The organism is Streptomyces sp. NPDC045956 (assembly GCF_056430705.1).
On sequence record NZ_JBWKKZ010000008.1, the window covers coordinates 172,548 to 196,560 of the forward strand.

Annotated in this window: 22 protein-coding genes; 15 read left to right on the forward strand and 7 right to left on the reverse strand. The window is 73.3% G+C overall.

The window, feature by feature from the left end; genetic code table 11:
* The first annotated feature begins 137 nt into the window (after nt 1–137).
* From AC07FV_RS22230 to AC07FV_RS22250, 5 genes are all read left to right on the forward strand, one after another.
* Nucleotides 138–1,760: a sensor histidine kinase gene (locus tag AC07FV_RS22230; RefSeq protein ID WP_479089070.1), complete on the forward strand. Its 1,623-nt coding sequence runs from the start codon at nt 138–140 to the stop codon at nt 1,758–1,760.
* A gap of 26 nt (nt 1,761–1,786) precedes the next feature.
* Nucleotides 1,787–2,164, forward strand: a complete 378-nt coding sequence (locus AC07FV_RS22235) for a roadblock/LC7 domain-containing protein (protein ID WP_370466402.1) — start codon at nt 1,787–1,789, stop codon at nt 2,162–2,164.
* Complete coding sequence (locus AC07FV_RS22240; RefSeq protein WP_479089071.1) at nt 2,161–2,577, forward strand: DUF742 domain-containing protein; 417 nt, start codon at nt 2,161–2,163, stop codon at nt 2,575–2,577. Before AC07FV_RS22235 ends, AC07FV_RS22240 begins: the two co-directional genes overlap by 4 nt.
* Nucleotides 2,558–3,178, forward strand: a complete 621-nt coding sequence (locus AC07FV_RS22245) for a GTP-binding protein (RefSeq protein WP_479089072.1) — start codon at nt 2,558–2,560, stop codon at nt 3,176–3,178. The genes AC07FV_RS22240 and AC07FV_RS22245 overlap by 20 nt, the downstream gene beginning before the upstream one ends.
* A gap of 66 nt (nt 3,179–3,244) precedes the next feature.
* Nucleotides 3,245–4,729 (forward strand): cytochrome P450, encoded by a 1,485-nt coding sequence (locus AC07FV_RS22250; protein ID WP_479089073.1) that lies wholly within the window; start codon nt 3,245–3,247, stop codon nt 4,727–4,729.
* Here the strand turns inward: AC07FV_RS22250 and AC07FV_RS22255 are convergent.
* Nucleotides 4,723–5,685 carry an RluA family pseudouridine synthase gene (locus AC07FV_RS22255; protein WP_479089074.1) on the reverse strand — a complete coding sequence of 321 codons (963 nt, stop codon included), beginning with the start codon at nt 5,683–5,685 and terminating at the stop codon, nt 4,723–4,725. The two genes, AC07FV_RS22250 and AC07FV_RS22255, sit on opposite strands and share 7 nt — an antisense overlap.
* Before the next feature lie 78 nt (nt 5,686–5,763).
* On the opposite strand from AC07FV_RS22255, the gene AC07FV_RS22260 reads away from it, so the two are divergent.
* Nucleotides 5,764–6,345 (forward strand): GNAT family N-acetyltransferase, encoded by a 582-nt coding sequence (locus AC07FV_RS22260; RefSeq protein ID WP_479089075.1) that lies wholly within the window; start codon nt 5,764–5,766, stop codon nt 6,343–6,345.
* 128 nt (nt 6,346–6,473) lie between these two features.
* On the opposite strand, the gene AC07FV_RS22265 is transcribed toward AC07FV_RS22260, so the two are convergent.
* Nucleotides 6,474–7,319, reverse strand: a complete 846-nt coding sequence (locus AC07FV_RS22265) for a siderophore-interacting protein (RefSeq protein ID WP_479089076.1) — start codon at nt 7,317–7,319, stop codon at nt 6,474–6,476.
* A 190-nt stretch (nt 7,320–7,509) separates the two neighbouring features.
* The gene (locus tag AC07FV_RS22270; RefSeq protein ID WP_479089253.1) at nt 7,510–8,415 is read right to left on the reverse strand and encodes a 5'-3' exonuclease; all 906 of its coding nucleotides are present in this window, start codon (nt 8,413–8,415) and stop codon (nt 7,510–7,512) included.
* 274 nt (nt 8,416–8,689) lie between these two features.
* Here AC07FV_RS22270 and AC07FV_RS22275 point away from each other — a divergent pair, with 274 nt between their 5' ends.
* The 4 genes from AC07FV_RS22275 (at nt 8,690) to AC07FV_RS22290 (ending at nt 14,131) form a co-directional block, all read left to right on the forward strand.
* A complete protein-coding gene (locus tag AC07FV_RS22275; RefSeq protein ID WP_479089077.1) occupies nt 8,690–9,775 on the forward strand; it encodes a quaternary amine ABC transporter ATP-binding protein in 1,086 nt (361 codons plus the stop codon).
* A complete protein-coding gene (locus tag AC07FV_RS22280; protein WP_479089078.1) occupies nt 9,768–12,383 on the forward strand; it encodes an ABC transporter permease/substrate binding protein in 2,616 nt (871 codons plus the stop codon). Before AC07FV_RS22275 ends, AC07FV_RS22280 begins: the two co-directional genes overlap by 8 nt.
* A 428-nt stretch (nt 12,384–12,811) precedes the next feature.
* Entirely contained in the window at nt 12,812–13,381 is a 570-nt protein-coding gene (locus tag AC07FV_RS22285; protein WP_356605885.1) for a helix-turn-helix domain-containing protein, read from the forward strand.
* A 24-nt stretch (nt 13,382–13,405) separates the two neighbouring features.
* Nucleotides 13,406–14,131, forward strand: a complete 726-nt coding sequence (locus AC07FV_RS22290; RefSeq protein ID WP_479089254.1) for a helical backbone metal receptor — start codon at nt 13,406–13,408, stop codon at nt 14,129–14,131.
* Here AC07FV_RS22290 and AC07FV_RS22295 read toward each other — a convergent pair.
* Nucleotides 14,058–15,236, reverse strand: a complete 1,179-nt coding sequence (locus tag AC07FV_RS22295) for a TDT family transporter (RefSeq protein ID WP_479089079.1) — start codon at nt 15,234–15,236, stop codon at nt 14,058–14,060. The two genes, AC07FV_RS22290 and AC07FV_RS22295, sit on opposite strands and share 74 nt — an antisense overlap.
* A gap of 70 nt (nt 15,237–15,306) precedes the next feature.
* Here AC07FV_RS22295 and AC07FV_RS22300 point away from each other — a divergent pair, with 70 nt between their 5' ends.
* Complete coding sequence (locus AC07FV_RS22300; protein WP_479089080.1) at nt 15,307–16,275, forward strand: LysR family transcriptional regulator; 969 nt, start codon at nt 15,307–15,309, stop codon at nt 16,273–16,275.
* Between the two features lie 119 nt (nt 16,276–16,394).
* On the opposite strand, the gene AC07FV_RS22305 is transcribed toward AC07FV_RS22300, so the two are convergent.
* Together AC07FV_RS22305 and AC07FV_RS22310 are read right to left on the reverse strand one after the other, a co-directional pair.
* Nucleotides 16,395–17,087, reverse strand: coding sequence for a gamma-glutamyl-gamma-aminobutyrate hydrolase family protein (locus AC07FV_RS22305; protein WP_479089081.1), 693 nt, complete (start codon nt 17,085–17,087; stop codon nt 16,395–16,397).
* A gap of 110 nt (nt 17,088–17,197) precedes the next feature.
* The gene (locus tag AC07FV_RS22310) at nt 17,198–17,932 is read right to left on the reverse strand and encodes a FadR/GntR family transcriptional regulator (RefSeq protein ID WP_479089082.1); all 735 of its coding nucleotides are present in this window, start codon (nt 17,930–17,932) and stop codon (nt 17,198–17,200) included.
* Between the two features lie 74 nt (nt 17,933–18,006).
* Between AC07FV_RS22310 and AC07FV_RS22315 the strand changes: the two genes are divergently transcribed.
* The 4 genes from AC07FV_RS22315 to AC07FV_RS22330 are packed head-to-tail and all read left to right on the forward strand — an operon-like array spanning nt 18,007 to nt 22,599.
* Nucleotides 18,007–19,371 (forward strand): glutamine synthetase family protein, encoded by a 1,365-nt coding sequence (locus AC07FV_RS22315; RefSeq protein ID WP_479089083.1) that lies wholly within the window; start codon nt 18,007–18,009, stop codon nt 19,369–19,371.
* An 8-nt stretch (nt 19,372–19,379) separates the two neighbouring features.
* On the forward strand, nt 19,380–20,780 hold the full coding sequence (locus AC07FV_RS22320) for an aldehyde dehydrogenase family protein (protein WP_479089084.1): 1,401 nt from the start codon (nt 19,380–19,382) through the stop codon (nt 20,778–20,780).
* Nucleotides 20,781–20,810: 30 nt separating this feature from the next.
* Nucleotides 20,811–21,593 (forward strand): 3-oxoacyl-ACP reductase, encoded by a 783-nt coding sequence (locus tag AC07FV_RS22325; protein ID WP_479089085.1) that lies wholly within the window; start codon nt 20,811–20,813, stop codon nt 21,591–21,593.
* Between the two features lie 37 nt (nt 21,594–21,630).
* Nucleotides 21,631–22,599 (forward strand): DUF2510 domain-containing protein, encoded by a 969-nt coding sequence (locus tag AC07FV_RS22330; protein ID WP_479089255.1) that lies wholly within the window; start codon nt 21,631–21,633, stop codon nt 22,597–22,599.
* Between the two features lie 10 nt (nt 22,600–22,609).
* On the opposite strand, the gene AC07FV_RS22335 is transcribed toward AC07FV_RS22330, so the two are convergent.
* The gene (locus AC07FV_RS22335; protein WP_479089086.1) at nt 22,610–23,812 is read right to left on the reverse strand and encodes an amino acid deaminase/aldolase; all 1,203 of its coding nucleotides are present in this window, start codon (nt 23,810–23,812) and stop codon (nt 22,610–22,612) included.
* Nucleotides 23,813–24,013: the final 201 nt, after the last annotated feature.

The window sequence follows — 24,013 nt, forward strand, 5'->3', positions numbered from 1 at the left end:
ACTAAGCTCGCCCGCAGCGCACCGAGTTGAGGTGTATTCGCGTGCTTGTTCCCAATGCACCGAAGGTACCGACAACTCCCAGAGATACCCCGCCGCAAGCTCCCCCATCCCCGCCGATTCGTTTTCAGAGGGCCTACATGGTGAGTGTCGATTCCCCTCCAGGTCGCAGCGAACTTCCGTACGCGCGCACGCTCCTGCTGCCGGCCATACTGATGGCCGCGGCCACCGGGGCCGCCGTCGCCCTGGTGACGGAACCGGCCCGGCTCGCCGTCGGCCTCTGCGGCGTCCTCGCCACGCTGCTGGTGATCGTGGCGGCGGCGGAGGCGGTGCGCCGGGGCCGTGCGCTGCGCACCCTGCGTGCCGAGCACGCCCGTCACACCGCGTATCTGGAACACCGGGCGGCGAGCCACCACGAGGAGATGGTGTACCTCGGCGAGGTGGTCCTGCCGGACATCCTGGACTTCATGCGCACGGGGAGCACACCCGAAGAGGTGATGCGCCGCCTCCCCGAGGTCAACCCGGCCTACGTCGAACTCGGCCAGCCCCAGCGCAAGCTGATCCGGATGGTGTGCGACATCGTCGACCACCAGGACTCCATGCGCGAGTCCGCCGAGCGCTCCTTCGTCGACATCGCCCGACGCGTCCAGGCGATCGTCCACCAGCAGAACAAGGAACTCCGCGAGATGGAGGAGGACCACGGGCGCAACCCCGAGGTCTTCGACGACCTGCTGCGCATCGACCACGGCACCGCGCTGATCGGCCGCCTCGCCGACTCGATCTCCGTCATCGGCGGCGGCCGGCCCGGACGCCAGTGGCCCCAGCCGGTGGCGCTCTACAGCGTGCTGCGCGGCGCGATGTCCCGGATCCTCCAGTACGGCCGGATCAACCTGGCCTCCATCGCCAAGGTCAACATCAAGGGCACCGCCGTCGAGCCGGTCATCCACGCCGCGGCGGAGCTCCTCGACAACGCCACCCGCTACTCGCCGCCCGGCGCCAAGGTGCACGTCACGGCGACCGAGGTGCAGAGCGGCGTGTGCATCGAGATCGAGGACGCCGGCGTCAGCCTCAGCGAGGAGTCCCGGGCCCGCATCGAGGGCCTGCTGGAGGACGCCAAGCGCGGCACCGACGTGCAGGACCTCGCCCACCACCCGCGCCTGGGCCTGTCCGTCGTCGGCCGGCTGTGCACGCAGTTCGGTATGGACGTCTCGCTGCGCGCCTCCGCGTACGGCGGGGTCCGGGCCATCCTCATCGTGCCGAGCAAGATGATGACGACCGAGCCCGGCGTCGGACTCGCCCACGGCATCGGCGCCACCTCGATCCCCACCCCCGGCCCGGACGCCCTGCCCGGCCCCGAGCGGCGGCCCAAGAAGCGCCGCCCCACCAGCCCCCGTATCCCGGCCGGCGTCTCCCTGGAGGACGACGTTCCCGAGGTCACCGAGTGGACCGCGGGCGGCCTGCCGCAGCGCCGCAGCCGGGTCAAGATGCCGCTCAGTCAGCGCCTCGCCGAACAGGCGCAGTGGGAGCGGGAGGACGCCGAGCGCGAGGCCCGGCTGGCCGCCGAGCGGGCCCGCAAGGGCATCCCGGCACCCGCGGCCCCGGAGCCCGCGCAGGAGGAGACCGAGCAGCTCCCGCCGGGGCACTGGATCGGGGCCTTCTGGGAGGGCCTCAAGCAGTACCCGGGCATCACCCAGGCCCACCAGCAGTCCAGCAGCAACGAGCCGGCCCATGCCCCGGCCGACGACGAGGGGAACCTCAAGTGATCGAGCAGCAAGGCAAGTTCGACTGGATGCTCAAGGATCTCTACGACGGTGTTCCGGGCATCGAGATGATCGTGGTGCTGTCCGCCGACGGGCTGCGCATCGCGCGCTACTCCGGCGACCCGGACGCGGCCGACCGGGTCGCCGCCGCCTGCGCGGGCCTGCAGAGCCTGGCGGGCGCGGTCGCCCAGGAGATCCCGACCAGCGACGGCGACATGAAGATGGTCCTGATCGAGATGAACGGCGGCTACTTCTACCTGATGGCCGCGGGCCCCAACGCCTACCTCGCCGTGCTCTCCGACGTCCGCTGCGAGCCCGGCCGGATGGGCCTCAGCATGGCGGACCTGGTCGCCCGGATCGGACCCCATCTCACCAGTCCCGCCCGGCGCAACGGGCAGACCGTATGACGCCTCCCCGACGCCAGAGGCGATCCCCGGGTCAGCAGCCGTCCGCCGCGGCCTCCGCCCCCGACCCGCCTCCCGAGCAAGGCGCGACACCCAACCCCGAGCGGCTGTTCGTCATCGGCGGCGAGGGGGGCGGCGAGCGCGCCGACCTCGACCTGGTGACGCTCATCGTGGCACGCGCCGAACCGCCGGTGTCCGCCACCCCGGAACAGGCCGCCCTGCTGCGGCTGTGCGTCGCCCCGCTGTCCGTAGCCGAGCTGTCGGCCTACCTGAACCTGCCGTTCAGTGTGGTGTCCGTGCTGCTCACCGACCTCCTGGCCATCGAACTGGTGCAGGCCCGCGCCCCGATCGTCCGCCAGAAGGTCGCCGACCGAACCCTCCTCGAAGCGGTGATGCATGGACTTCAAAAACTCTGACACGGTCCCGGGCCCGCGGACGGAGGACCGGCTGCCGCACACGGCCGAGGCCGCCGTGAAGATCGTCATCGTGGGCGGCTTCGGAGTCGGCAAGACCACCATGGTCGGCTCGGTCAGTGAGATCAGACCACTGACCACCGAGGAGACGATGACCCAGGCGGGCATCGGGGTGGACGACAACTACGGTTCCGCGTCCAAGACGGCCACCACGGTGGCCATGGACTTCGGCCGCATCAGCATCACCGACGAACTGGTGCTGTACCTCTTCGGCACGCCCGGCCAGGAGCGCTTCTGGTTCCTGTGGAACGGCCTGTTCGAAGGCGCCCTCGGCGCGGTGGTGCTCGTCGACACCCGCCGCCTGGAGGTCAGTTTCGACGTCATGGGGCGCCTGGAGGAGCGCGGCGTGCCCTTCGTGGTGGCCGTCAACACCTTCCCCGACGCACCCAGTTACCCCGTCGCCGAGCTGCGGACGGCCCTGGACCTGCCCGAGGAGATCCCCATCCTCGACTGCGACGTACGGCGCCGGGCCTCCAGCCGCGACGTCCTGCTCACCCTGATGCGCCTCCTGCACGCCCTCGCCATGAAGGGCGCGCTCACCTGACCGGGCGCGGCCGACCCCACCCGGACCCCCACCCCTGAACCCATACTTCTGTTGCGGAGCGACACTGTGACGCCTGAACGCCACTCCCCGACCGGAACGGGCGAACCCCTGCTCGAACCGCCGCCCGGCTGTCCCGCGCACGGCCTCGGACCGGGCGGACTGCACCGGCTGCACGAGTCGGACGACCTGGAGGAACTGTACGAGAAGCTGCGCGAGCAGCACGGACCGGTGGCGCCGGCGCTGCTCCACGACGACGTGCCGATGTGGGTGGTGCTCGGCCACGCCGAGAACCTGCACATGGTGAGCACACCCGCCCAGTTCTGCCGCGACAGCCGCATCTGGACGCCGCTCAACGAGGGCATGGTCAAACCCGACCACCCGCTCATGCCGCACATCGCCTGGCAGCCCATCTGCTCGCACGCCGAGGGCGAGGAGCACAAGCGGCTGCGCGGTGCCGTCATGGGCGCCATGTCCGGCCTCGACTACCGGGAACTGCGCCGCCACATCAAGCGCCACACCCAGCGCCTCGTCAACCGGTTCTGCGAGGAGGGCCACGCCGACCTCGTCGGCCAGTTCGCCGAGCACCTGCCGATGGGGGTGATGTGCCACCTCCTCGGCATGCCGGAGGAGTACAACGACCGGATGGTGGAGGCGGCGCGGGACACGCTCAAGGGCACCGACACCGCCATCGCCAGCCACGCCTACCTGATGGAGTCCCTGGGGCGGCTCAGCCTCGAGCGCCGGGAGCGGCCCGAGGACGACATCGCCGGCAGGCTGGTCACCCACCCGGCCGGGCTCAGCGACGACGAGGTCAGGGAGCACCTGCGGCTGGTGCTCCTCGCCGCCTACGAGGCGACCGTCAACCTCATCAGCAACGTGCTGCGCGTGGTGCTCACCCACCCGGGCTTCCGCGCCCAGCTCAGCGGCGGCCAGATGACGGTGTTCGAGGCGGTCGAGCAGTCCCTGTGGGACGAGCCGCCGTTCAGCACCGTCTTCGCCTACTTCGCCAAGCAGGACACCGAGCTGGGCGGCCAGCGCATCCGGGCCGGCGACGGGCTGCTGCTCGGCATCGCGCCCGGCAACGTCGACCCGCGCATCCGTCCCGACCTGGCGGCGAGCATGCAGGGCAACCGCGCGCACCTCGCCTTCGGCGGCGGCCCGCACGAGTGCCCCGGCCAGGACATCGGGCGGGCCATCGCCGACGCCGGCATCGACGCGCTGCTGATGCGGTTGCCGGACGTCCAGCTCGACTGCGCCGAGGACGAGCTCCAGTGGCGGTCGTCGATCGCGTCGCGGCACCTGGTGGAGCTGCCGGTCCGGTTCGAGCCCAAGGCGCAGCAGGACATCAGGCAGCAGCCGAGCCACGCCCCGGCCCCGGCCCAGCGCACCGCCTGGCAGGTCGGCACCCCGCGCGCGGAGGAGCGGCCCGCGCCGCAGGCCCCGCCGCGACCGCCCGAGCCCGTGTCGGTGGCGGCCGCGCAGCCCCAGCCGGTGCCTGCCCGGCCGCGCGGTGCCTGGCAGCGCTTCCTGCTCTGGTGGCGCGGTTACTGACGGCCCGCCCAGTCCCCGTACGCGGTCCAGGCGCCGAGGGACCGTGCGCTGCGGAAGCGGTGCTCGCGCCCCGTGACCGGATCGGTGAAGCCCAGTTCCCGCGCCAGCAGTTGCAGCGGGCGCCGGAAGTCACCGGCCGGCACGGCGGCGGTCACCTCGGGGTAGAGGGGGTCGCCGAGGATCGGCACGCCGAGCGAGGTCATGTGGACGCGCAGCTGGTGGGTCTGCCCGGTGCCGGGCACCAGCCGGTACCGCCCCAGTTCCCCGTCCGGAGCCGGACGGTGGGCGACCAGCTCGACGCGGCTCACGGCGTTCGGCTCCCCCTCGACCTCCTGTGCGGCCAGCACCCCGCGCACCTTGAGGATGCGGCTGCGCACGGTCCGGGGCAGGGCGAGCGCGGGTTCGTACGGCGCGACGGCCTCGTACTCCTTGTGCAACCGCCGGTCACGGAAGAGGCCCTGGTAGGCGCCGCGCTCCTCGGGGCGCACCGTGAACAGGACGAGGCCGGCGGTGAGCCGGTCCAGGCGGTGCGCGGCGCCGAGCGCCGGGATGCCCAGCTCTCTGCGGAGCCGGGCGAGCGCGGTCTCGGTGACGTGGCCGCCGCGCGGAGTGGTGGCCAGGAAGTGCGGCTTGTCGACGACGACGATGTGCTCGTCGCGGTAGACGATCTCCAGGGGGAACGGGACCGGTACCTCGGCCGGCCGGTCGCGGTGGAACCAGACGAACAGCCCCGCCTCGTACGGCGCGTCGGGAGGCACCGCCCGTCCGTCCGCCCCCACGAACAGCCCGGCGTCGAACATCCCGTCCACGACGTCGGCGCCCGCACCGGAGAGCCGCTCGGCCAGGTGCTCGCGCACCGTGGCCCACGGTCCGGCCGGGGGCAGCCGCACCCGCACCGGATCGATTCCGTCGCGCTGCGGAAGGGGTGAGGGCGGGGGAGGGGTACGGCGTCTCATCGTCTGCCAGCGTACGAGGCGGCGGGCGGCACCGGAAAATGCCGGGCCAGGCGTCCGGAGCCTTGGCAGGATGCGGCCATGCCCTATCTGACCCGCCCGGTACTGCCCGTCGGCACCCTCTCCCGTGGCCCGCAGCCCACCCTTCCCACCGGCGACGGACTGGTGCTGCGCCCCTGGCGCGCCGAGGACGCGCCCGCCGTCCACGCGGCGTTCCAGGACCCGGTGATGCACCAGTGGCACATCCGTACCGCCGACTCCGAGGAGGAGGTGCGCGGCTGGATCGCCGAGTGGCAGCAGGCCTGGGAGCACGAGCGGGCCGTCCAGTGGGCCGTCGCCGACGCGGCCGGCGAACGGCTGCTCGGCCGGGTCGCGCTGCGGGAGATACAGCTCGGCGACGGGGTGGCCGAGGTCGCCTACTGGACGACGGCTGCGGCCCGCGGCCGGGGCGTCGCCGCCCGTGCCACGCGGACGCTCGCCCGCTGGGCCCTGGACGGGATCGGCTTCCAGCGCCTGGAACTCAGCCACGCCGTCGCCAACGAGGCCTCCTGCGCGGTCGCCCGGAAGGCCGGCTTCGCCCTGGAGGGCACCAAGCGCAGCGCCCTGCTCCATCCCGACGGCTGGCACGACATGCACCTGCACGCGCGCGTACGCGGGGACTGAGCGCCGGGCGTGCGCCGGACTCTCCGCACGCCCGCACGCCCGCGGGCCGGACACGCCGCACGCCTGCGCGCCGGACGCCGCGCGCCCGCACCGCCGGACGCGCCGAGGCGGTGCGTGCCGGCGGGGTGTCACGCGGCCGGTGCGGCGCCTTCCTGCTCGGCCTCGATACGGGCGTTCCAGTCCCGCTTGGAGGCCTGCCAGCCGTCCTCGTTGTGGCCGAGGCGCCAGTAGCCGGAGATGGAGAGGTCCTCGCGGGGGATCTCACGCTCCACCCGCAGCAACTTGCGCAGCTCCTTCACGCAGGCCGCCTCGCCGTGCACGAACGCGTGCACCCGGCCCTCGGGGAAGTCCAGGCCGCGTACGGCCTCGACCAGGGCCTGCCCCACCGGACGGCCCCCGCGGTGCAGCCAGACGACCTCCACGTCGGAGTCGATCTTCTGCTCCTCCTCGGCGTCCTCGACCTCGATGAACGCGAAGGCGCGGGTGCCGTCGGGCAGCGCCTCCAGGGACCGCGCGATGGCGGGCAGTGCGCTCTCGTCACCGGCGAGCAGGTGCCAGTCGGCGGCGGGATCGGGGGCGTAGGCGCCGCCGGGGCCCATGAACCGGACGGTCTCGCCCGGCTGGACGCGCCGCGCCCAGGGGCCGGCCAGTCCCTCGTCGCCGTGGATCACGAAGTCCAGGGTCAGCTCGCGGTGCTCGGCGTCCCACTGGCGCACGGTGTACGTCCGGGTCACCGGCCACTGGTCCCGGGGGAACTCCTCGCGGATCCGCTCCATGTCGAAGGGCTCGGGGTAGGTCACGCCCTCGGGGGCGAACAGCAGCTTCACGTAGTGGTCGGTGCAGGTGTCCGCCGGGAGCCCGGCGAGCCCTTCACCGCCGAGCACCACCCGCTGCATGTGCGGGGTCAGCCGCTCGGTGCGGACGACCTGGGCGGTGTGCGGCGTGCGCGGCTTGCGTCCCGCTCGGTCTGCCATGACGGCCTCCCTGCTCCCTACGTGAGGGCATCGTGACTTAGGTTTACCTAAGTTAGCATCCCCACCCTCTTCGCCGCCTCGTGGACGGTGCCCCCGGGACCCGCGTACCCCGGACGCGGCGTGCGGTCTCCCAGGCCGGGGGGCCGGTTCGCCGTGCGCCCCGACGGCTCGGGCGCACGGCCGGCCCGGCTCAGGCCGCGAGCGTCGTCAGCAGCCGTTGCAGCGAGCCGCCCAGGCCCCAGCGGGCCGCGAGGGTGTCCAGTGCCCCGGCGTCGCGCGGGGCGCCGGGCAGCGTCGTGTCGACGTCCGGCAGCGGGACGTCGTCGGCGACCCGCACGACCTTCGGGGCCACGGCGAGGTACGGCCGCGCCTCGGTCAACCGCTTGCGCTGCGAGGGCGTGAGCTTCGCCCCCGGGTCGTCCACCGCCGCCTGGATGCCCGCCAGGTCGCCGAACTCGGCCAGCAGCTTGGCCGCCGTCTTCTCGCCGATGCCCGCGACGCCGGGCAGGCCGTCGCTCGGGTCCCCGCGCAGCAGCGCCAGATCGGCGTACCCGCGGCCGTCCACGCCGTACTTCTCGCGCAGGACGGCCTCGTCGGTGAGGGCGAGGGTGCCGACGCCCTTGATCGGGTACAGCACGCGCACGCCCCGGGCGTCGTCGACCAGCTGGTACAGGTCCCGGTCGCCGGTGACGATGTCGACCGGGCCCTTCGCCCGTGCGGTGTAGGTGCCGATGACGTCGTCCGCCTCGTACCCGGCCACGCCCACGCGGGCGATGCCGAGGGCGTCCAGGACGGCCTCGATGACCGGCACCTGCGGCGAGAGCGTGTCGGGCACCTCTTCGGTGTCCGGGCCCTGCGGGGTCTCCTCGGCCACCCGGTGCGCCTTGTAGCTGGGGATCAGCTCCACCCGCCAGTGCGGTCGCCAGTCGGCGTCCATGCAGGCGACCAGCTGGTCGGGCCGGTGGTCCTTCACCAGGCGGTCGATGAAGTCGAGGAGGCCGCGCACGGCGTTGACGGGCGTGCCGTCGGGGGCCCTCACCGAGTCGGGCACCCCGAAGTAGGCGCGGAAGTAGAGGGAGGCGGTGTCGAGGAGCATCAGTCGTCCGGTCACGCCTCGCATCATGCCGCAGGCGGTGCGGGTGCACGGGGGAGGCCGTGTGAACTGGGTCACGGTTGTGTTTGGGTCGGGGGGAAGGGGGCAGGCGCGCTCCCGGGCCGAAGCTGGTTGATGCATTCAACTGTTAGCGAGTCTTCGGATCAGAGAGTCTTCGGACCGACGGGTGCCCGTGTCGACGGGCGCCCGCTCCGACGGTTCCTTGTGCCGACGAGTCCTCGTGCCCCTGTCCCTGCCCCCGAGCCAAGAGGTAAGCGTGTCAGCGAGGCTAGAGGCCGAGAACCTGTACAAGGTCTTCGGCAGAAAACCGGACCAGGCGGTCGAACGACTGCGCCAAGGGGTCGACCGGGAGGAACTGCGGGCCGACGGCACCACGGCCGCCGTCATCGACGCGTCCTTCACCGTGGAGCCCGGCGAGATCTTCGTCGTCATGGGACTGTCCGGGTCCGGGAAGTCGACGCTGCTGCGCATGCTCAACGGTCTGCTGGAGCCGACCGCCGGGCACGTCCGCTTCGGCGGCCAGGACCTGACGGAGCTGGGCGACCGCGGACTGCGCGAGGTCCGCTCGAAGCAGATCAGCATGGTCTTCCAGCACTTCGCGCTCTTCCCGCACCGCAGCGTCCGTGACAACGCTGCCTACGGCCTCGAAGTGCAGGGCGTGCCCCGCGCCGAGCGCGAACGCCGCGCCGACGAGGCGCTCGCCCTGTGCGGCCTGGCCGGCTGGGAGAAGTCCTGGCCGGACGAGCTGTCCGGCGGTATGCAGCAGCGCGTCGGTCTCGCCCGCGCGCTCGCCACCGACGCCGACCTGCTGCTCATGGACGAGTCCTTCAGCGCCCTCGACCCGCTGATCCGCCGGGACATGCAGGACCAGCTGCTCGAACTGCAGAAGACCCTGAAGAAGACCATCGTCTTCATCACCCACGACCTCAACGAGGCCATGCGCCTGGGCGACCGCATCGCCGTGATGCGCGACGGCAGCATCGTGCAGATAGGCACCGCGCAGGACATCCTGATACGCCCCGCCAACGACTACGTCGCCTCCTTCACCCAGGACGTCGACCGCTCGCGCGTCCTCACCGCCCGCGCGGTCATGGAGACCGACGTGCGCGGCGACGAGGCCGACTGCACGTGCGAGACGGCGACGCCCGACACGCCCTTCACCGAGCTGTGCGCCATCAGCGCGCGCGTGCCGCACGCCGTGGCCGTCGTCAAGGACGGCGACCTCGTCGGAGTGGTCCCCTCCCGGCGCCTCGTCGGCTTCCTCGGCGACGAGCAGGCCGAGGCCGGCACCTGCGACTCCCCGCGCGACAAGGGCGGCGAGAAGGTGATGGCCCGTGCCTAGGATTCCGCTCGGCGACTGGGTCAACGACGCCGTCGACTGGCTGCTCGGCCACGTCTCCTGGCTCTTCGACTTCCTCAAGACCGTCTTCACCGGCACCTACGACGGCATCAACGCCGTCCTCCAGGCGCCCGAACCGCTGCTCCTCGTCGGCATCTTCGCGATCATCGCCTTCTGGCTGCGCGGCACGGTCGCCGGTGTCCTCACCTTCCTGGGATTCGCGTTCATCATCTCCATGGAGCTGTGGGAGAACGCGATGATCACCCTGGCGCTGGTGCTGGTGGCCACCATCATCGCGCTCGTGATCGCGGTGCCCGTCGGCATCTGGGCGGCCCGCTCCGACCGGGTCAGCGGCCTGGTGCGGCCGGTGCTGGACTTCATGCAGACGCTGCCCGCGATGATCTACCTCATCCCGGCGATCCTGTTCTTCGGCACCGGCGCCTCCGCGGGCATCGTCGCCACCCTGATCTTCGCGCTCGCCCCGGGCGTGCGCATGACCGAGCTGGGCATCCGCCAGGTCGACAAGGAGCTGGTCGAGGCCGCCGAGGCCTTCGGCACCACCCCGCGCAACACCCTGCTGCGCGTCCAGCTCCCGCTGGCCCTGCCGACGGTGATGGCGGGCGTCAACCAGGTCATCATGCTCGGCCTGTCCATGGCCGCGATCGCCGGCATGGTCGGCACCGGCGGCCTCGGCGGCGACGTCAACGAGGCCATCGGCCAGCTCAACGTGGGCCTCGGCTCCGAGGCCGGTGTCGCCATCGTGATCCTGGCGATCTACCTGGACCGCATGACCAGCGCCCTGGGCACCCAGGTCTCGCCGCTGGGCCGGCGCGCCGCCGCCAAGGCGCGGGCCGCGGGTGGCCTCAAGATCTGGTCCTACCGTCCCCGCCCGCAGGTCGCCGTGGTCGGCGTCGTGATCCTGGCCCTGGTGGCCGGCGGCATGGGGATGTTCGGCGGCTCCGGCGACTCCGAGTCCGTCGCCGACGGCAAGAACGTCGGTGAGGGCAAGAAGGTCACCCTCGGCTACGTCCCGTGGGACGAGGGCGTCGCCTCCACGTTCCTGTGGAAGGAGATCCTCGAACAGCGCGGCTACGAGGTCGAGGCCAAGCAGTTCGACGCCGGCCCGCTCTACACCTCGCTGGCGCAGGGCGACATCGACATCGTCACCAACTCCTGGCTGCCGACCACCCACGAGCAGTACTGGAAGAAGTACGGCGACCGGCTCGACGACCTGGGCTCCTGGTACGACGAGACCTCGCTGGAGCTGACCGTCCCGGCGTACATGAAGGACGTCAACACGCTGGCGGACCTCAAGGGCAAGGCCGACCTGTTCGGCGGCAAGATCACCGGCATCGAGTCCAGCGCCGGCGAGATGGCCCTGCTGAAGGACAAGGTCGCCAAGGCGTACGGCCTCGACAAGGAGTACAAGGTCGTCGACAGCTCGACGCCGGCGATGCTGGCCGAGCTGAAGCGGGCCATGAGCAAGAAGGAACCGATCGTCGTCACGCTCTGGTCCCCGCACTGGGCGTACAACGACCTGGACCTGAAGAAGCTCAAGGACCCGAAGGGCGCCTGGGGCGAGGGCGACGGCGTGCACACGCTGTCCCGCAAGGGCTTCGCCGGGGACGACCCGACGGCCGCGAAGTGGATGAAGGACTTCACGCTGGACGAGAAGCAGCTCACCAGCCTGGAGGCCGAGATCAACAAGGCCGGCAAGGGCAAGCAGCAGGACGCCGTCCGCACCTGGCTGAAGGGCAACCCGGGGCTGGTCGACAAGCTCGCCCCGGTCGAGGGCGCCGCCGGCGGCACCCCGGCCGAGGCGAAGCGCACCCTGGACGTGGCCTGGTTCCCCTGGGAGGAGGACGTCGCCGTCACCTACCTGTGGAAGAACGTCCTGGAGCGCCGCGGCTACAAGATGAACCTGAAGCAGATGGACGTCGGACCGGTCTACACCGGTCTGGCCTCCGGCGACCTCGACCTCAACTTCGACGCCTGGCTGCCGCACGCCCAGAAGAACTACTGGGAGAAGAACAAGGACAACCTCACCGACCTCGGTACCTGGTACGAGCCGACCTCCCTGGAGATCGCCGTCCCCTCCTACGTGAAGGACGTCAAGTCCCTCGCGGACCTCAAGGGCAAGGGCGACCTCTTCGACGGGAAGATCATCGGCATCGAGCCCGGCACCGGTGAGATGCAGCTCGCCAAGAACGAGGTGCTGCCGGGCTACGGCCTGGAGGACGAGTACGAGGTCGTGGACGGCTCCACGCCGGCCATGCTGGCCGAGCTGAAGCGGGCCTACGCCAAGAAGGAGCCGGTCGCGGTCACCCTGTGGTCCCCGCACTGGGCCTACAGCGACTACGAGCTGACCAAGCTGAAGGACCCCAAGAAGGCCTTCGGCGAGGGCAACACGATCCGCACCATCTCCAGCAAGAAGTTCCCCGAGCAGTACCCGCAGCTCACCGAGTGGATCAAGGACTTCCACATGACCGAGGACGAGCTCGGCACCCTGGAGGCCGAGATCAAGGACCGCGGGCAGGGGCACGAGGAGGAAGCCGTCGCGGCCTGGCTCGAGGAGCACCCGGACATGGTCGGCCGGATGACCCCGCAGTAGTACGTCGGCACGACACCGGTCCGGCACCGCCGAACCGGCCGCCCCGAGGGGTGGGTCCCGCCGCGCTCCGTCAGGAGACGCGACCGGACCCACCCCTCGGCCGTGTCCGCCGGGGCACGGCAAAGATCTGGCCAACCACGGAGCGCCACCCCCTGCCCTGGCCTCCGCCCGCGGGGGTCGCGGGGACTGGCGGGAACACGGAGGGCCGCCCGCGCCTTGAACCGGTAAGGCGTCCGCGACCGCGGACGGGCGGGCCGCGCGATGGCGAGAACTGTGAGGTCGCGGCCACCGCACCGTGACACCGATGTGACGGCCGCATGAAACGGTTTGCCGAACATGCGTAGGGTGCAGAGAACTCAACAGGAGAACGGCGTCCGGTGCGGGGTGCCGCGGCGGTACGGCGACGGGTGAAGGAGGGAGCCGGAGCGATGGGCGACCACAAGGATCAGCACCTGCGGGTGGGCGCGGCCGTGCGGCGTCGGCGCCGGGCCCTGGAGCTCACCCTCGCCGTCGTCTCCGAGCGCAGCGGCCTGTCCGTGCCCTTCCTCAGCCAGGTCGAGAACGACCGGGCGCGGCCCAGTCAGACCTCCCTGGAGAAGGTGGCCGACGCGCTGCGCACCACCGCCGTGGAGCTGCTCGCCGCCGCCGACCCCGCGTGCAGCGTGGACGTGGTGCGGGCCGAGGACCCCGATCCGGAGCTGGCGCCCCGGGTGCGCTCCCTGGTGCGCGGACACCACCAGATGCACGCCTCCGAGTTCACCGGCGACCATGACGCCGGACGCGAACTGCAGTACCGCAACGACCAGTTGATGTTCGTCACCGAGGGCGCCGTCGAGATCGAGGCGGAGGGCCGCGCCTACCGGCTGGGGCGCGGCGACACGCTGTACCTCACCGGCGGGGTGCGGCACCGGTGGCGGGCCACGGTGCCCGACACCCGGCTGGTCGTGGTCGCCGTGGCCGAGCACATCGAGGCGGTCCGGGAAGGGCCCCGCCGGTGAGGCCGTGCTGGTGAGGGCGTGCCGGTGAGGGCGGTCTCCCTGGTCCCGTCGCTGACCGAGGCCGTCGCCGTGACGCTCCCGGGCGTGCTGGCCGGGGCCACCGACTGGTGCACGCACCCGGCCGGGCTCGACGTCGTCCGGGTCGGCGGCACCAAGAACCCGAGGACCGACCGGATCCTCGCCCTCGCACCCGACCTCGTGATCGCCAACGAGGAGGAGAACCGCCCGGCCGACCTGGACACCCTGCGCGCGGCGGGCGTCGAGGTGCTGGTGACCGAGGTGCGTACGGTGCCGCAGGCCCTCACCGAACTGGACCGGGTGCTGACGGCCTGCGGCGCGCCGGCCCGGCCCCGGTGGCTGGACGAGGCGGAGGCGGCCTGGGCGGCGTCGCCGGGCGCCTTCCGGGAGGGGCGCCGCCGCGCCGTCGTCCCGGTCTGGCGCAGGCCCTGGATGGTGCTGGGCCGAGACACCTTCGCCGGCGACGTGCTGGCCCGCCTCGGCGTCGACCACCTGTACGCCGGGCACGCCGAGCGCTACCCGAAGGTGCCCGTCGAGGAGCTCCGTGCGGCCCGCCCGGACCTCGTCGTGCTGCCGGACGAGCCGTACCGCTTCACCGCCGAGGACGGACCCGAGGCCTTCCCCGGCGTGCCCTGCGCCCTCGTCGACGGCCGGTTCCTCACCTGGTACGGGCCGTCGCTGGCCGAGGCGCCCCGGGTACTGGACGCGGCCCTGCGAGCAGCGCGCCGCTGACCACGCCGCGCGCGGTGTGCACGGCGGCTACGGCCCAGGCGGCGACGAGGACCCCGTACAGGACGACGGTGAGGGCGTCGTAGGCGGCCAGTCCCGTGTGCCGGGCCAGTGCCTCGGAGCCGGTGACGCAGGTGCCCACCGGGAAGGTGAACGACCACCACGTCATCGAGAACCCCATGCCCTCGCGCCGGGCCCGCACGACGTGCGCGGCGGCGAGCCCCAGCCACATCAGCGCGAAGCCCAGCACGGGAACGCCGTACAGGACGCCGAACACCTCGAACCCCGTGGCGTAAGGGCCCCGGAGGACGCCCGGGGCCACCTCCGCGAACTGCCCCACCGCGGTCGTCGACTGCCCGAGCGGGCCCAGCACCAGGAAGAGCGTCGGGGTCAGCGCGAGCGGCAGCGGACCGCCGGTGAGCAGCCGGCCGAAGATCAGGGGCAGCGTCACCAGCGTCGCCAGCAGGCTCATCCCGAACAGGGCGACGCAGGCGAGCAGCAGCGTCGCGCGCGGCTGTCCCGGCGGGAGGTGCGGGACCAGGAGCGGTCCGACGGCCGCGGAGACCATCGGCGCGACCAGCGGCAGCAGCCACACCGGGCCCGCCTGCCCCGGCTCGATCCGGTGCCGCACCGCCATCAGGTACGGCACCGCGACCGCGACCGTGAGCCCGACGGCCGTGCCCGCGGCGAACAGCACGGCGCACAGGGCGACCGAGGCGGAGGCGCCGATCCAGTCGCGGCCCAGGGTGACGGACCCGCTGCCGACGGCCAGCAGTGCCATCGACAGACAGCCGTAGAACGGGGCCGCCGCCGGGTCGAGGAGATGGGCACGGGCCTGGTCGCGATGGTGGAGCCAGTGCAGGGAGCGGGCCACCAGCAGCGCCCCGAGCAGGAGGAGGGACAGCGCCCAGACCGTGGTGCACAGGGTGCGCCAGCCGGGTACGTGCCAGGGCAGTGCGGCCCCCGCGGTGCCGACGACGGCGGTGCCCATGACGCAGGCGTACCAGTTGGGCCCGAGGTGACGGACGCAGGGGGCCCGGCGGGCGGCGGCTGTGGGGGACAGGGGCGGCTCCGCTGTGACGGGGCGGGAGTGGGCTGCGGTGACCATGCGTCCACGGTCCCGGTGGCCGAAAGCCCTGACCAGGGACCATTCCTCTATGAGGGCATAAGCTGGGGTTATGAGCAGCGGTACGGGCAGCGCGGGCGACACGGGCGGTGCGGAGGGCGGGCAGGACGCACGGGGGCGGCACGTGGCGGGCTCCCTGGCACACCGGGTGCCGGACCTCGGCGCCATGGAACTGCTGCTGGCCGTGGCGCGGCTCGGCAGCCTCGGCGGGGCGGCGCGCGAGCTGGGCATCACCCAGCCGGCCGCCAGCAGCCGCATCCGGTCGATGGAGCGCCAGCTGGGGGTCGCCCTGGTGGACCGGTCGCCGCGCGGCTCGCGGCTCACCGACGCCGGGGCACTGGTCACGGACTGGGCGCGCCGGATCGTGGAGGCCGCCGAGGCGTTCGACGCGGGAGCGCAGGCGCTGCGGGACCGGCGGGACTCGCGGCTGCGGGTGGCGGCGAGCATGACGATCGCCGAGTACCTGCTGCCGGGCTGGCTGGTCGCGCTGCGCACCCAACTGCCGGACACCGCGGTGTCGCTGCTCGCCGGGAACTCCGCGGCGGTGGCGGAGCGCCTGCTGTCCGGCGAGGCCGACCTGGGCTTCGTGGAGGGCGTGAGCGTCCCGGCGGGTCTCGACTCGGCCGTCATCGCCCACGACCGCCTGCTCGTCGTGGCGGCTCCGGGCCATCCCTGGGCCCGTCGCCGGCGCCCGCTGGAGGCGACGGAGCTGGCCGCCACCCCGCTGATCCTGCGGGAGCAGGGCTCCGGCACCCGGCAGGTCCTGGACGCGGCGCTGGGCGGGCTGGCCCGCCCCCTGATCGAGCTGTCGTCGACCACCGCCGTCAAGGCGGCCGCGGTGAGCGGGGCCGGCCCCTCCGTCCTCAGCGAACTCGCCGTCGGCGAGGAACTCACGACCCGGCGCCTGGTGAGCGTGCCGGTGGCGGACGTCGCCCTGGCCCGCGACCTGCGGGCGGTCTGGCCCACGGGCCACCGCCCGACCGGCCCGGCCCGGCACCTGCTGTCGCTGACGCGGGCGTAGGCCGCGCGGGCGGGCACGGGACGCGGTCGTAACGCGGGACCCGGTGGCAGGCGGGAGACCTGGTGGCGGTGGCGGGCCAGGGCGTGCGGCACGCGCCGTGGGCGCCGGGGCCGGGTGGCTCAGCCCGGCGCCGCCGCGTTCACCAGCGCCGCCATCACCCGTACGTCCTCGCCCATCTCCGGGTGCCACTGCACGCCGAGGGCCCAGCCCCGGCCGGACGGCAGTTCGAGGGCCTCGACGGTGCCGTCCGCGGCGTGGGCCGAGGGGACCAGCCCGGTACCGATCCGGTCCACCGCCTGGTGGTGGTAGGTCGGCACGAACACCTCCTCGGGCACGACACCGGCGTACCGCGTTCCCGGCACCGGCGTGACCGGGTGGCCGCCGAAGACCCCGACCGCCTCGGCGTGGCCCTCGATGTGCTGGACGAGGGTGCCGCCCAGGGCGACGTTCAGCAGCTGCATGCCCCGGCAGACGCCCAGCAGGGGGACGCCCGCGTCCAGGGCCGCCTCGATGAGCGCCAGTTCCCAGGTGTCCCGGGCGCGGGCGGGCGGTCCGGTGCGCGGGTCCCGTTCGGCGCCGTAGCGGACCGGGTCCACGTCCGGGCCGCCCGCGATCACCACCGCGTCCAGGCGGGCGACGGTGGCGGCGGCCCGCTCCGGCGCGTCCGGCGGGAGCATCACAGCCAGTCCGCCCGCCCGCTGCACGAGCCGCGGGTACCCGGCGGGCAACAGCGCCGCCTCCAGCTCCCACACGCCCCAGCGCGCCCCGGTCTCCAGGTACGTACTGACGCCGACCAGCGGCATGCCCGCCATCCGACCTCCTTCGTCACGGCTCGCAATGGCTCGTTCCCATACCTTTGCCGGGCACCGGCGTCACGGCAAGACGCGGACGCGCGTCGGGCCAGTCGGGCCAGTCGGGCCAGTCAGGCCAGGAACCCGCGCAGCAGCGCCGCCGTCCCCGCGCAGTGCTCCCGAGCGATCTCCCGCGCCCCGTCGGCGTCCCCGTCGAGCACCGCCGCCACGAGCGCGGTGTGCTGCCGCTGCGAGTGCTCCAGGTTGCGCACCAGGAGCGGGATGCAGTCCAGCAGGTCGTTCAGACCGGCCCGGACGGCGGCGTACTGCCCGGCCAGGGCCGGTGAGCCGGACAGCTCGGCGAGGGTGAGGTGCAGCCGCGTGTCCAGCCGCCGGTAGGAGGCCAGCGGCGCGTCCCGCGTCCCGGCCAGCGCCTCGCGCAGCCGCGCCGCCTGCGGCTCCGTCAGCCCGTGCGCCGCGCACAGCCCGGCCGCGCCCACCTCCAGCACCTCCCGGAAGCGCAGCACGTCCTCGATGTCGACCCCGGCGACCCGGCGCCGCAGCTCGTCCTCGCCGCCGGCGTCCGCCCTCGCCCGTACGAACGTCCCGCCGTACCGGCCGCGTCGGGCCTCCACCAGCCCCTGGTCCTGGAGTACCCGCAGCACCTCGCGGAGCGTGACCCGGCTGATCCCCAGCCGCTCCGCCAGCTCCCGCTCGGCCGGCAGCCGCTCGCCCCCCGACACCAGGCCCAGCCGCACGACCTGGAGGATCTGCTCCAGTGCCTCCTCGAAGCCGTTGCCGGCCCGCACCGTCCGCAGCACCGGCGCGAGCCGGTCCGTCACGCTCCCCCCGTTTCCCTCCGGCATGCGGCCGCGCCCCCTTCCCAAGCAATGGTCGTCCGCAATACCTTATGGCTCCCGGTCACAAGGAGGCTCTCCCCGTGCCAGACCGCACACCCCCCCTCGGGGTCGAGGAACTGCACGCACTCGTCGCCGGCGGTGAGATCGACACCGTCGTCCTGGCCTTCCCCGACATGCAGGGACGCCTCCAGGGCAAGCGGTTCGCCGCGCGCTTCTTCCTGGACGAGGTCCTCCGGCACGGCACCGAGGGCTGCAACTACCTCCTCGCCGTCGACGCCGACATGAACACCGTCGACGGCTACGCGATGTCCTCCTGGGACCGCGGTTACGGCGACTTCGCCATGCGCCCGGACCAGGAGACCCTGCGCCGGCTGCCCTGGAACGAGGGCACCGCGATGGTCGTCGCCGACCTGGCCTGGGAGGACGGCTCACCGGTGCCCGCCGCGCCCCGCCAGATCCTGCGCCGCCAGCTCGAACGCCTCGCCGGACACGGCCTGAGCGCGCTGGTCGGCACGGAACTGGAGTTCATCGTCTTCCGGGACACCTACGAGCAGGCCTGGGACGCTAACTACCGCGGGCTGACCCCGGCCAACCAGTACAACATCGACTACTCCGTCCTCGGCACCGGCCGCGTCGAGCCCCTGCTCCGCCGCATCCGCAACGAGATGGCCGGCGCGGGCCTCACCGTCGAGTCCGCCAAGGGCGAGTGCAATCCCGGCCAGCACGAGATCGTCTTCCGCTACGACGAGGCCCTGGTCACCTGCGACCAGCACGCCGTCTACAAGACCGGGGCCAAGGAGATCGCCGCCCAGGAGGGCATGTCCCTCACCTTCATGGCCAAGTACAACGAGCGCGAGGGCAACTCCTGCCACATCCACCTCTCCCTCGCCGACGAGAGCGGCACCAGCGCCATGGCCGGGGACGGGGAGGGCGGCATGTCCGAGGTCATGCGGCATTTCCTGGCCGGGCAGCTGGTGGCGCTGCGCGAGTTCGCCCTGCTCCACGCACCCCACATCAACTCCTACAAGCGGTTCCAGCCGGGCTCCTTCGCCCCGACCGCCGTCGCCTGGGGACGCGACAACCGCACCTGCGCCCTGCGGGTCGTCGGACACGGCCCGTCCCTGCGCTTCGAGAACCGCCTCCCCGGCGGCGACGTCAACCCGTACCTCGCGGTCGCCGGCATGGTGGCGGCGGGACTGCACGGGGTCGAGCAGCGGCTGGAGCTGCCCGAGCCGTGCCCGGGCAACGCCTACGCGGCGGACTACGCGCACGTGCCGACCACCCTGCGCGAGGCCGCCGAGCTGTGGGAGACCAGCGCCCTCGCCAAGGCCGCCTTCGGGGACGAGGTCGTCGCCCACTACCGCAACATGGCGCGGGTCGAACTCGACGCCTACGACGCCGCCGTCACGGACTGGGAGCTGCGCCGCTCCTTCGAACGCATGTGAGGCCCCCCTTGTCCCACCAGGCACCCGCACCAGAGGCGACGGGGGCACAGGACCTGCGGGTGCTGAACCCCGCCACCGAAGAGGTCCTCGCCACCGTCCCCGCGGCCACCGCGGCCGACGTCGACGCCGCCGTCGCACGGGCCGCGCGGGCGCAGCCGACCTGGGCCGCCCTCGCCCCCGGCGACCGCGCCCGGCTCCTGCGCCGGTTCGCCGCCACCGTCGACGACCACCTGGAGGAACTGGCCCGCCTGGAGGTCCGCGAGGCCGGGCACACCATCGGCAACGCCCGCTGGGAGGCGGGGAACGTCCGCGACCTGCTCGACTACGCCGCCGGGGGAGTGGAGCGGCTCACCGGCCGGCAGATCCCGGTCGCCGCCGGCCTGGACGTGACGCTCCTCGAACCGCTCGGCGTCGTCGGCGTCATCGCCCCCTGGAACTTCCCCATGCCGATCGCGGCCTGGAGCACCGCGCCCGCGCTGGCGGCGGGCAACGCGGTCCTCCTCAAGCCGGCCGAGACGACCCCGCTGACCGCACTGCGCCTGGCCGAACTGGCCCTCGCGGCCGGGCTTCCCGAAGGACTCCTCCAGGTGCTGCCCGGACACGGGGCCGTCGCGGGCGACGCGCTCGTCACCCACCCGGGCGTCGCCAAGATCGTCTTCACCGGGTCGACGGCGGTGGGCCGGCAGGTGGCGGCCAAGGGCGCGGCGCTCCTCAAGCCCGTCACCCTGGAACTCGGCGGCAAGAGCCCCAACATCGTCTTCGCCGACGCCGACATCGAGGCCGCCGCAACCGCCGCGCCCCTGTCCTTCCTCGACAACGCCGGCCAGGACTGCTGCGCCCGCACCCGCATCCTGGTCCAGCGCACGGTGTACGACCGCTTCCTGGGCCTCCTCGCCCCGGCGATCGAGTCCGTCCTCGTCGGCGACCCGGCCGACGAACGCACCGACATGGGCCCGCTCATCTCCCGGGCCCAGCTGGACCGCGTCCGCTCCTACGTCCCCGAGGACGCCGACGGCATCCGCGGCAAGGCCCCCGAGGGCGGCCCCGGCTTCTGGTTCCCGCCCACCGTCCTCACCGGCGTCGACGCGCACGCGCGCGTGGCGGTCGAGGAGGTCTTCGGGCCCGTCGCCGTCGTCCTGCCCTTCGAGGACGAGGCCGACGCCGTCCGCCTGGCCGACGCCACCGACTACGGGCTGTCCGGCTCGATCTGGACCCGGGACGTCGGCCGCGCCCTGCGCGTCTCCCAGGCGGTGCGGGCCGGGAACCTGTCCGTCAACTCCCACTCCAGCGTCCGCTACGCGACGCCGTTCGGCGGGTTCAAGCAGTCCGGCCTCGGCCGCGAACTCGGCCCGGACGCGCTGACCGCCTTCACCGAGACCAAGAACGTCTTCATCAGCACCGCCCCGTAACGTCCCGCCGAGCACGGAGGACCCCGCACAGTGAGCGAAGACATCGTCTGCCGCAGGCTCGTCGGCCGCACCGCCGTCGTCACCGGGGCCGGCAGCGGCATCGGCCTCGCCTCCGTCCGCCGGCTCGCCTCCGAGGGCGCGCACGTGGTCTGCGGCGACGTGGACGAGACCCGCGGCAAGGCGGCGGCCGACGAGATCGGCGGCACCTTCGTCAAGGCCGACGTCACCGACCCGGAGCAGGTCGAGGCGCTGTTCGCGGCGGCGTACGACACCTACGGCAGCGTCGACGTCGCGTTCAACAACGCCGGTATCTCGCCGCCCGACGACGACTCCATCCTGGAGACCGGCCTGGAGGCGTGGAAGCGCGTCCAGGAGGTCAACCTGACCTCCGTCTACCTGTGCTGCAAGGCCGCCCTCCCCCACATGCTGCGCCAGGGCCGCGGGTCCATCATCAACACCGCCTCCTTCGTGGCCCGCATGGGCGCGGCCACCTCGCAGATCTCGTACACGGCCTCCAAGGGCGGCGTCCTCGCCCTGTCCCGGGAACTGGGCGTGCAGTTCGCGCGGGAGGGCATCCGTGTCAACGCCCTGTGCCCCGGACCGGTCAACACCCCGCTCCTGCGGGAGCTGTTCGCCAAGGACCCGGAGCGCGCCGCGCGCCGCCTCGTGCACATTCCGCTCGGGCGCTTCGCCGAGGCCGAGGAGATCGCCGCCGCCGTCGCCTTCCTGGCCAGCGACGACTCCTCCTTCGTGAACGCCACCGACTTCCTGGTGGACGGCGGGATCTCCGGGGCGTACGTCACACCGCTGTAGACGACCGCGGGCGGCGTCCTACAGTGCCGGGATGAGCATGACGCCGCCGCCCGGCTGGTACCCCGATCCGTCGGCCCCGCACCAGGAACGGTGGTGGGACGGAACGGCCTGGACAGAGCACCGGCGGGCACCCGGGCCCGCCGGGTACGGGGCGCCGCCGGCGCAGCAGCCGGTGCCCGGGCAGCCGTCGACCGTGCCGCTCCTCACGGGCGGCCACCCGGGGCAGGGGCGGTCCGCGGACGGCACCGCCCGCGGCAGGGCCGTCGCCCTCACCGCCGCCGGGGCCGTGCTGGTCGCGGCGATCGTCGGCGGCGCGTTCTTCCTCGGCGAGGACGACGCCGGCCCGCGGACCGGGACCCCGCCGTCCTCCGCCGCTCCCACCGGCCCGTCGCCGGTGACCGCGACGCCGACCCCCTCGCCGACCCCGACCGGGTCCACGACCACGGTCGAGGACCAGCTCAACGGCGTCACCTTCCCGCTGCCGGACGGCTGGGTCCCGCCGAAGAACGTCGCCGAGGACGACGTCGTGATGACCACGGACGGCACCTACGACTGCCCCGCCGACGGCGGGGTGTGCCGGCACGGCCTCGTCGTCTCGCGCACCGTCACCGCGAACGCCGAGTCCTCCCCGAAGACCCTCGCCGAGCAGGACATCAAGGACGCGGCCGACGACGCCTACGACCGCGACCTGGTCGGCAACAAGCCCTTCGGCGGCATCGAGTCCCACCAGGAGGTCGCGGCCGGGCCGGTCGCCGTCGCCGGACGCGCCGGCCACTACGTGCGCTGGCGGGTGACGACGGCCGAGGGCCCCGGCGGCTACGTGCAGTCGATGGTGTTCCCCTCCACCGTGGGCACCGAGTCCCCGATCCTCGTCCGCTACGTGTTCGACGCCGGCGAGGACGGTCCGCCCCTGGCCGACATGGAGCGGATCACCGAGGGCATCCGGCCCGTCGGCGACGCGGACACGGGCGGCGGCGTGGGCAGCGGGATCGGCCCCTCGGACTGACCCGGCGCGCCTACAGGTAGGTGTGCCCCTCGCCCCGGTACGTCGGCACCGTCGCCGTCACCGCGTCCCCCTCGACCAGGTGCAGCGCGTCGAACCGCTCGCACAGCTCACCGGCCTTGGCGTGCCGGAACCACACCTTGTCGCCGATGAGGAGGTCGTCGGCGGGCGTGCCGAGCAGCGGTGTCTGCACCTCGCCGGCCCCCTCCTGGGAGTCGTAGCGCAGTCCTTCGGGCAGATACGGCTCCGGCAGCCGGTCGGCGCCGGGCGCGCCGGACGCGGGGTAGCCGCCGCCGAGCACGGCCACGACGCCGACCCCCGGACGCCGGACCACGGGCTGGGCGAACAGCGCCGCCGGACGCCCGCGGAACGACGTGTAGTTGTCGAACAGCCGCGGCACGTACAGCCCGGAGCCGGCGGCGATCTCCGTGACCGCGTCCTCCGCGGCGGTGTGCTGCACGCTGCCCGTGCCGCCGCCGTTGACGAACTCCAGGCCGGGCACCACGGCCCGGACCGCCCGCACCACCGCGGCACGCCGCTCGGCGAGTTCCCGGCGGGCGGCCCCCTGCATCAGCCGTACCGCCCGCGACCGCAGCGGCCGTCCCGCCACCGCGTCCCCGACCCCGGCGACATGCCCCTCGTACGCCATGATGCCGACGACCTCGAACCCCGGCCGGCGGACCACCGCGCGGGCCAGGTCGGCGACCTGGGCGGGGGAGTGCAGCGGGGAGCGCCGGGCCCCGACCCGCACGCGCCCGCCGAGCAGCCGCAGCGAGGTGTCCAACTCCAGGCACACGCGCACGACTTCCCGGCCGCCGTCGCGCGCCGCGTCGATGAGGTCCAGCTGCGCCGGATCGTCGATCATCACGGTCACGGCGGAGGCGAGCTTGGGATCGGCGGCCAGTTCGGCGTACCGGGCGCGGTCCGCCGACGGGTAGGCGAGCAGCACGTCCTCGAAACCCGAGCGTGCGAGCCACAGGGACTCGGCCAGGGTGAACGACATGACACCCGCGAAACCGTCCCGCGCCAGGACCCGTTCGAGCAGGGCCCGGCAGCGTACGGACTTGCTGGCGACCCGGATCGGCTTCCCCCCGGCCCGGCGGCGCAGGTCGTCCGCGTTCGCGTCGAAGGCCTCCAGGTCCACGATCGCCACGGGGGCGTCCAGATGGGCGGTGGCCCGGTCGTAACGGGCCCGGTCGGCGGCGCGCGCAGTCATGGACGCAGCCTGCCAGACAGGATTACCGCAGGGTAGGGGGACGTTCCGGGCCAATGCCACGGGGGCGCGGACTGGTTCCCCGCCGGGCGGGGTCACGCCGTAGAGTGACGCGCACGCACGGCGGCACGGCCCCGGGGCAGGGCTCCGGAGCCCGCGCCGGGGTGGCGGTCCTCCCGTGCGGGTATGCGTGCCCGGGACGGA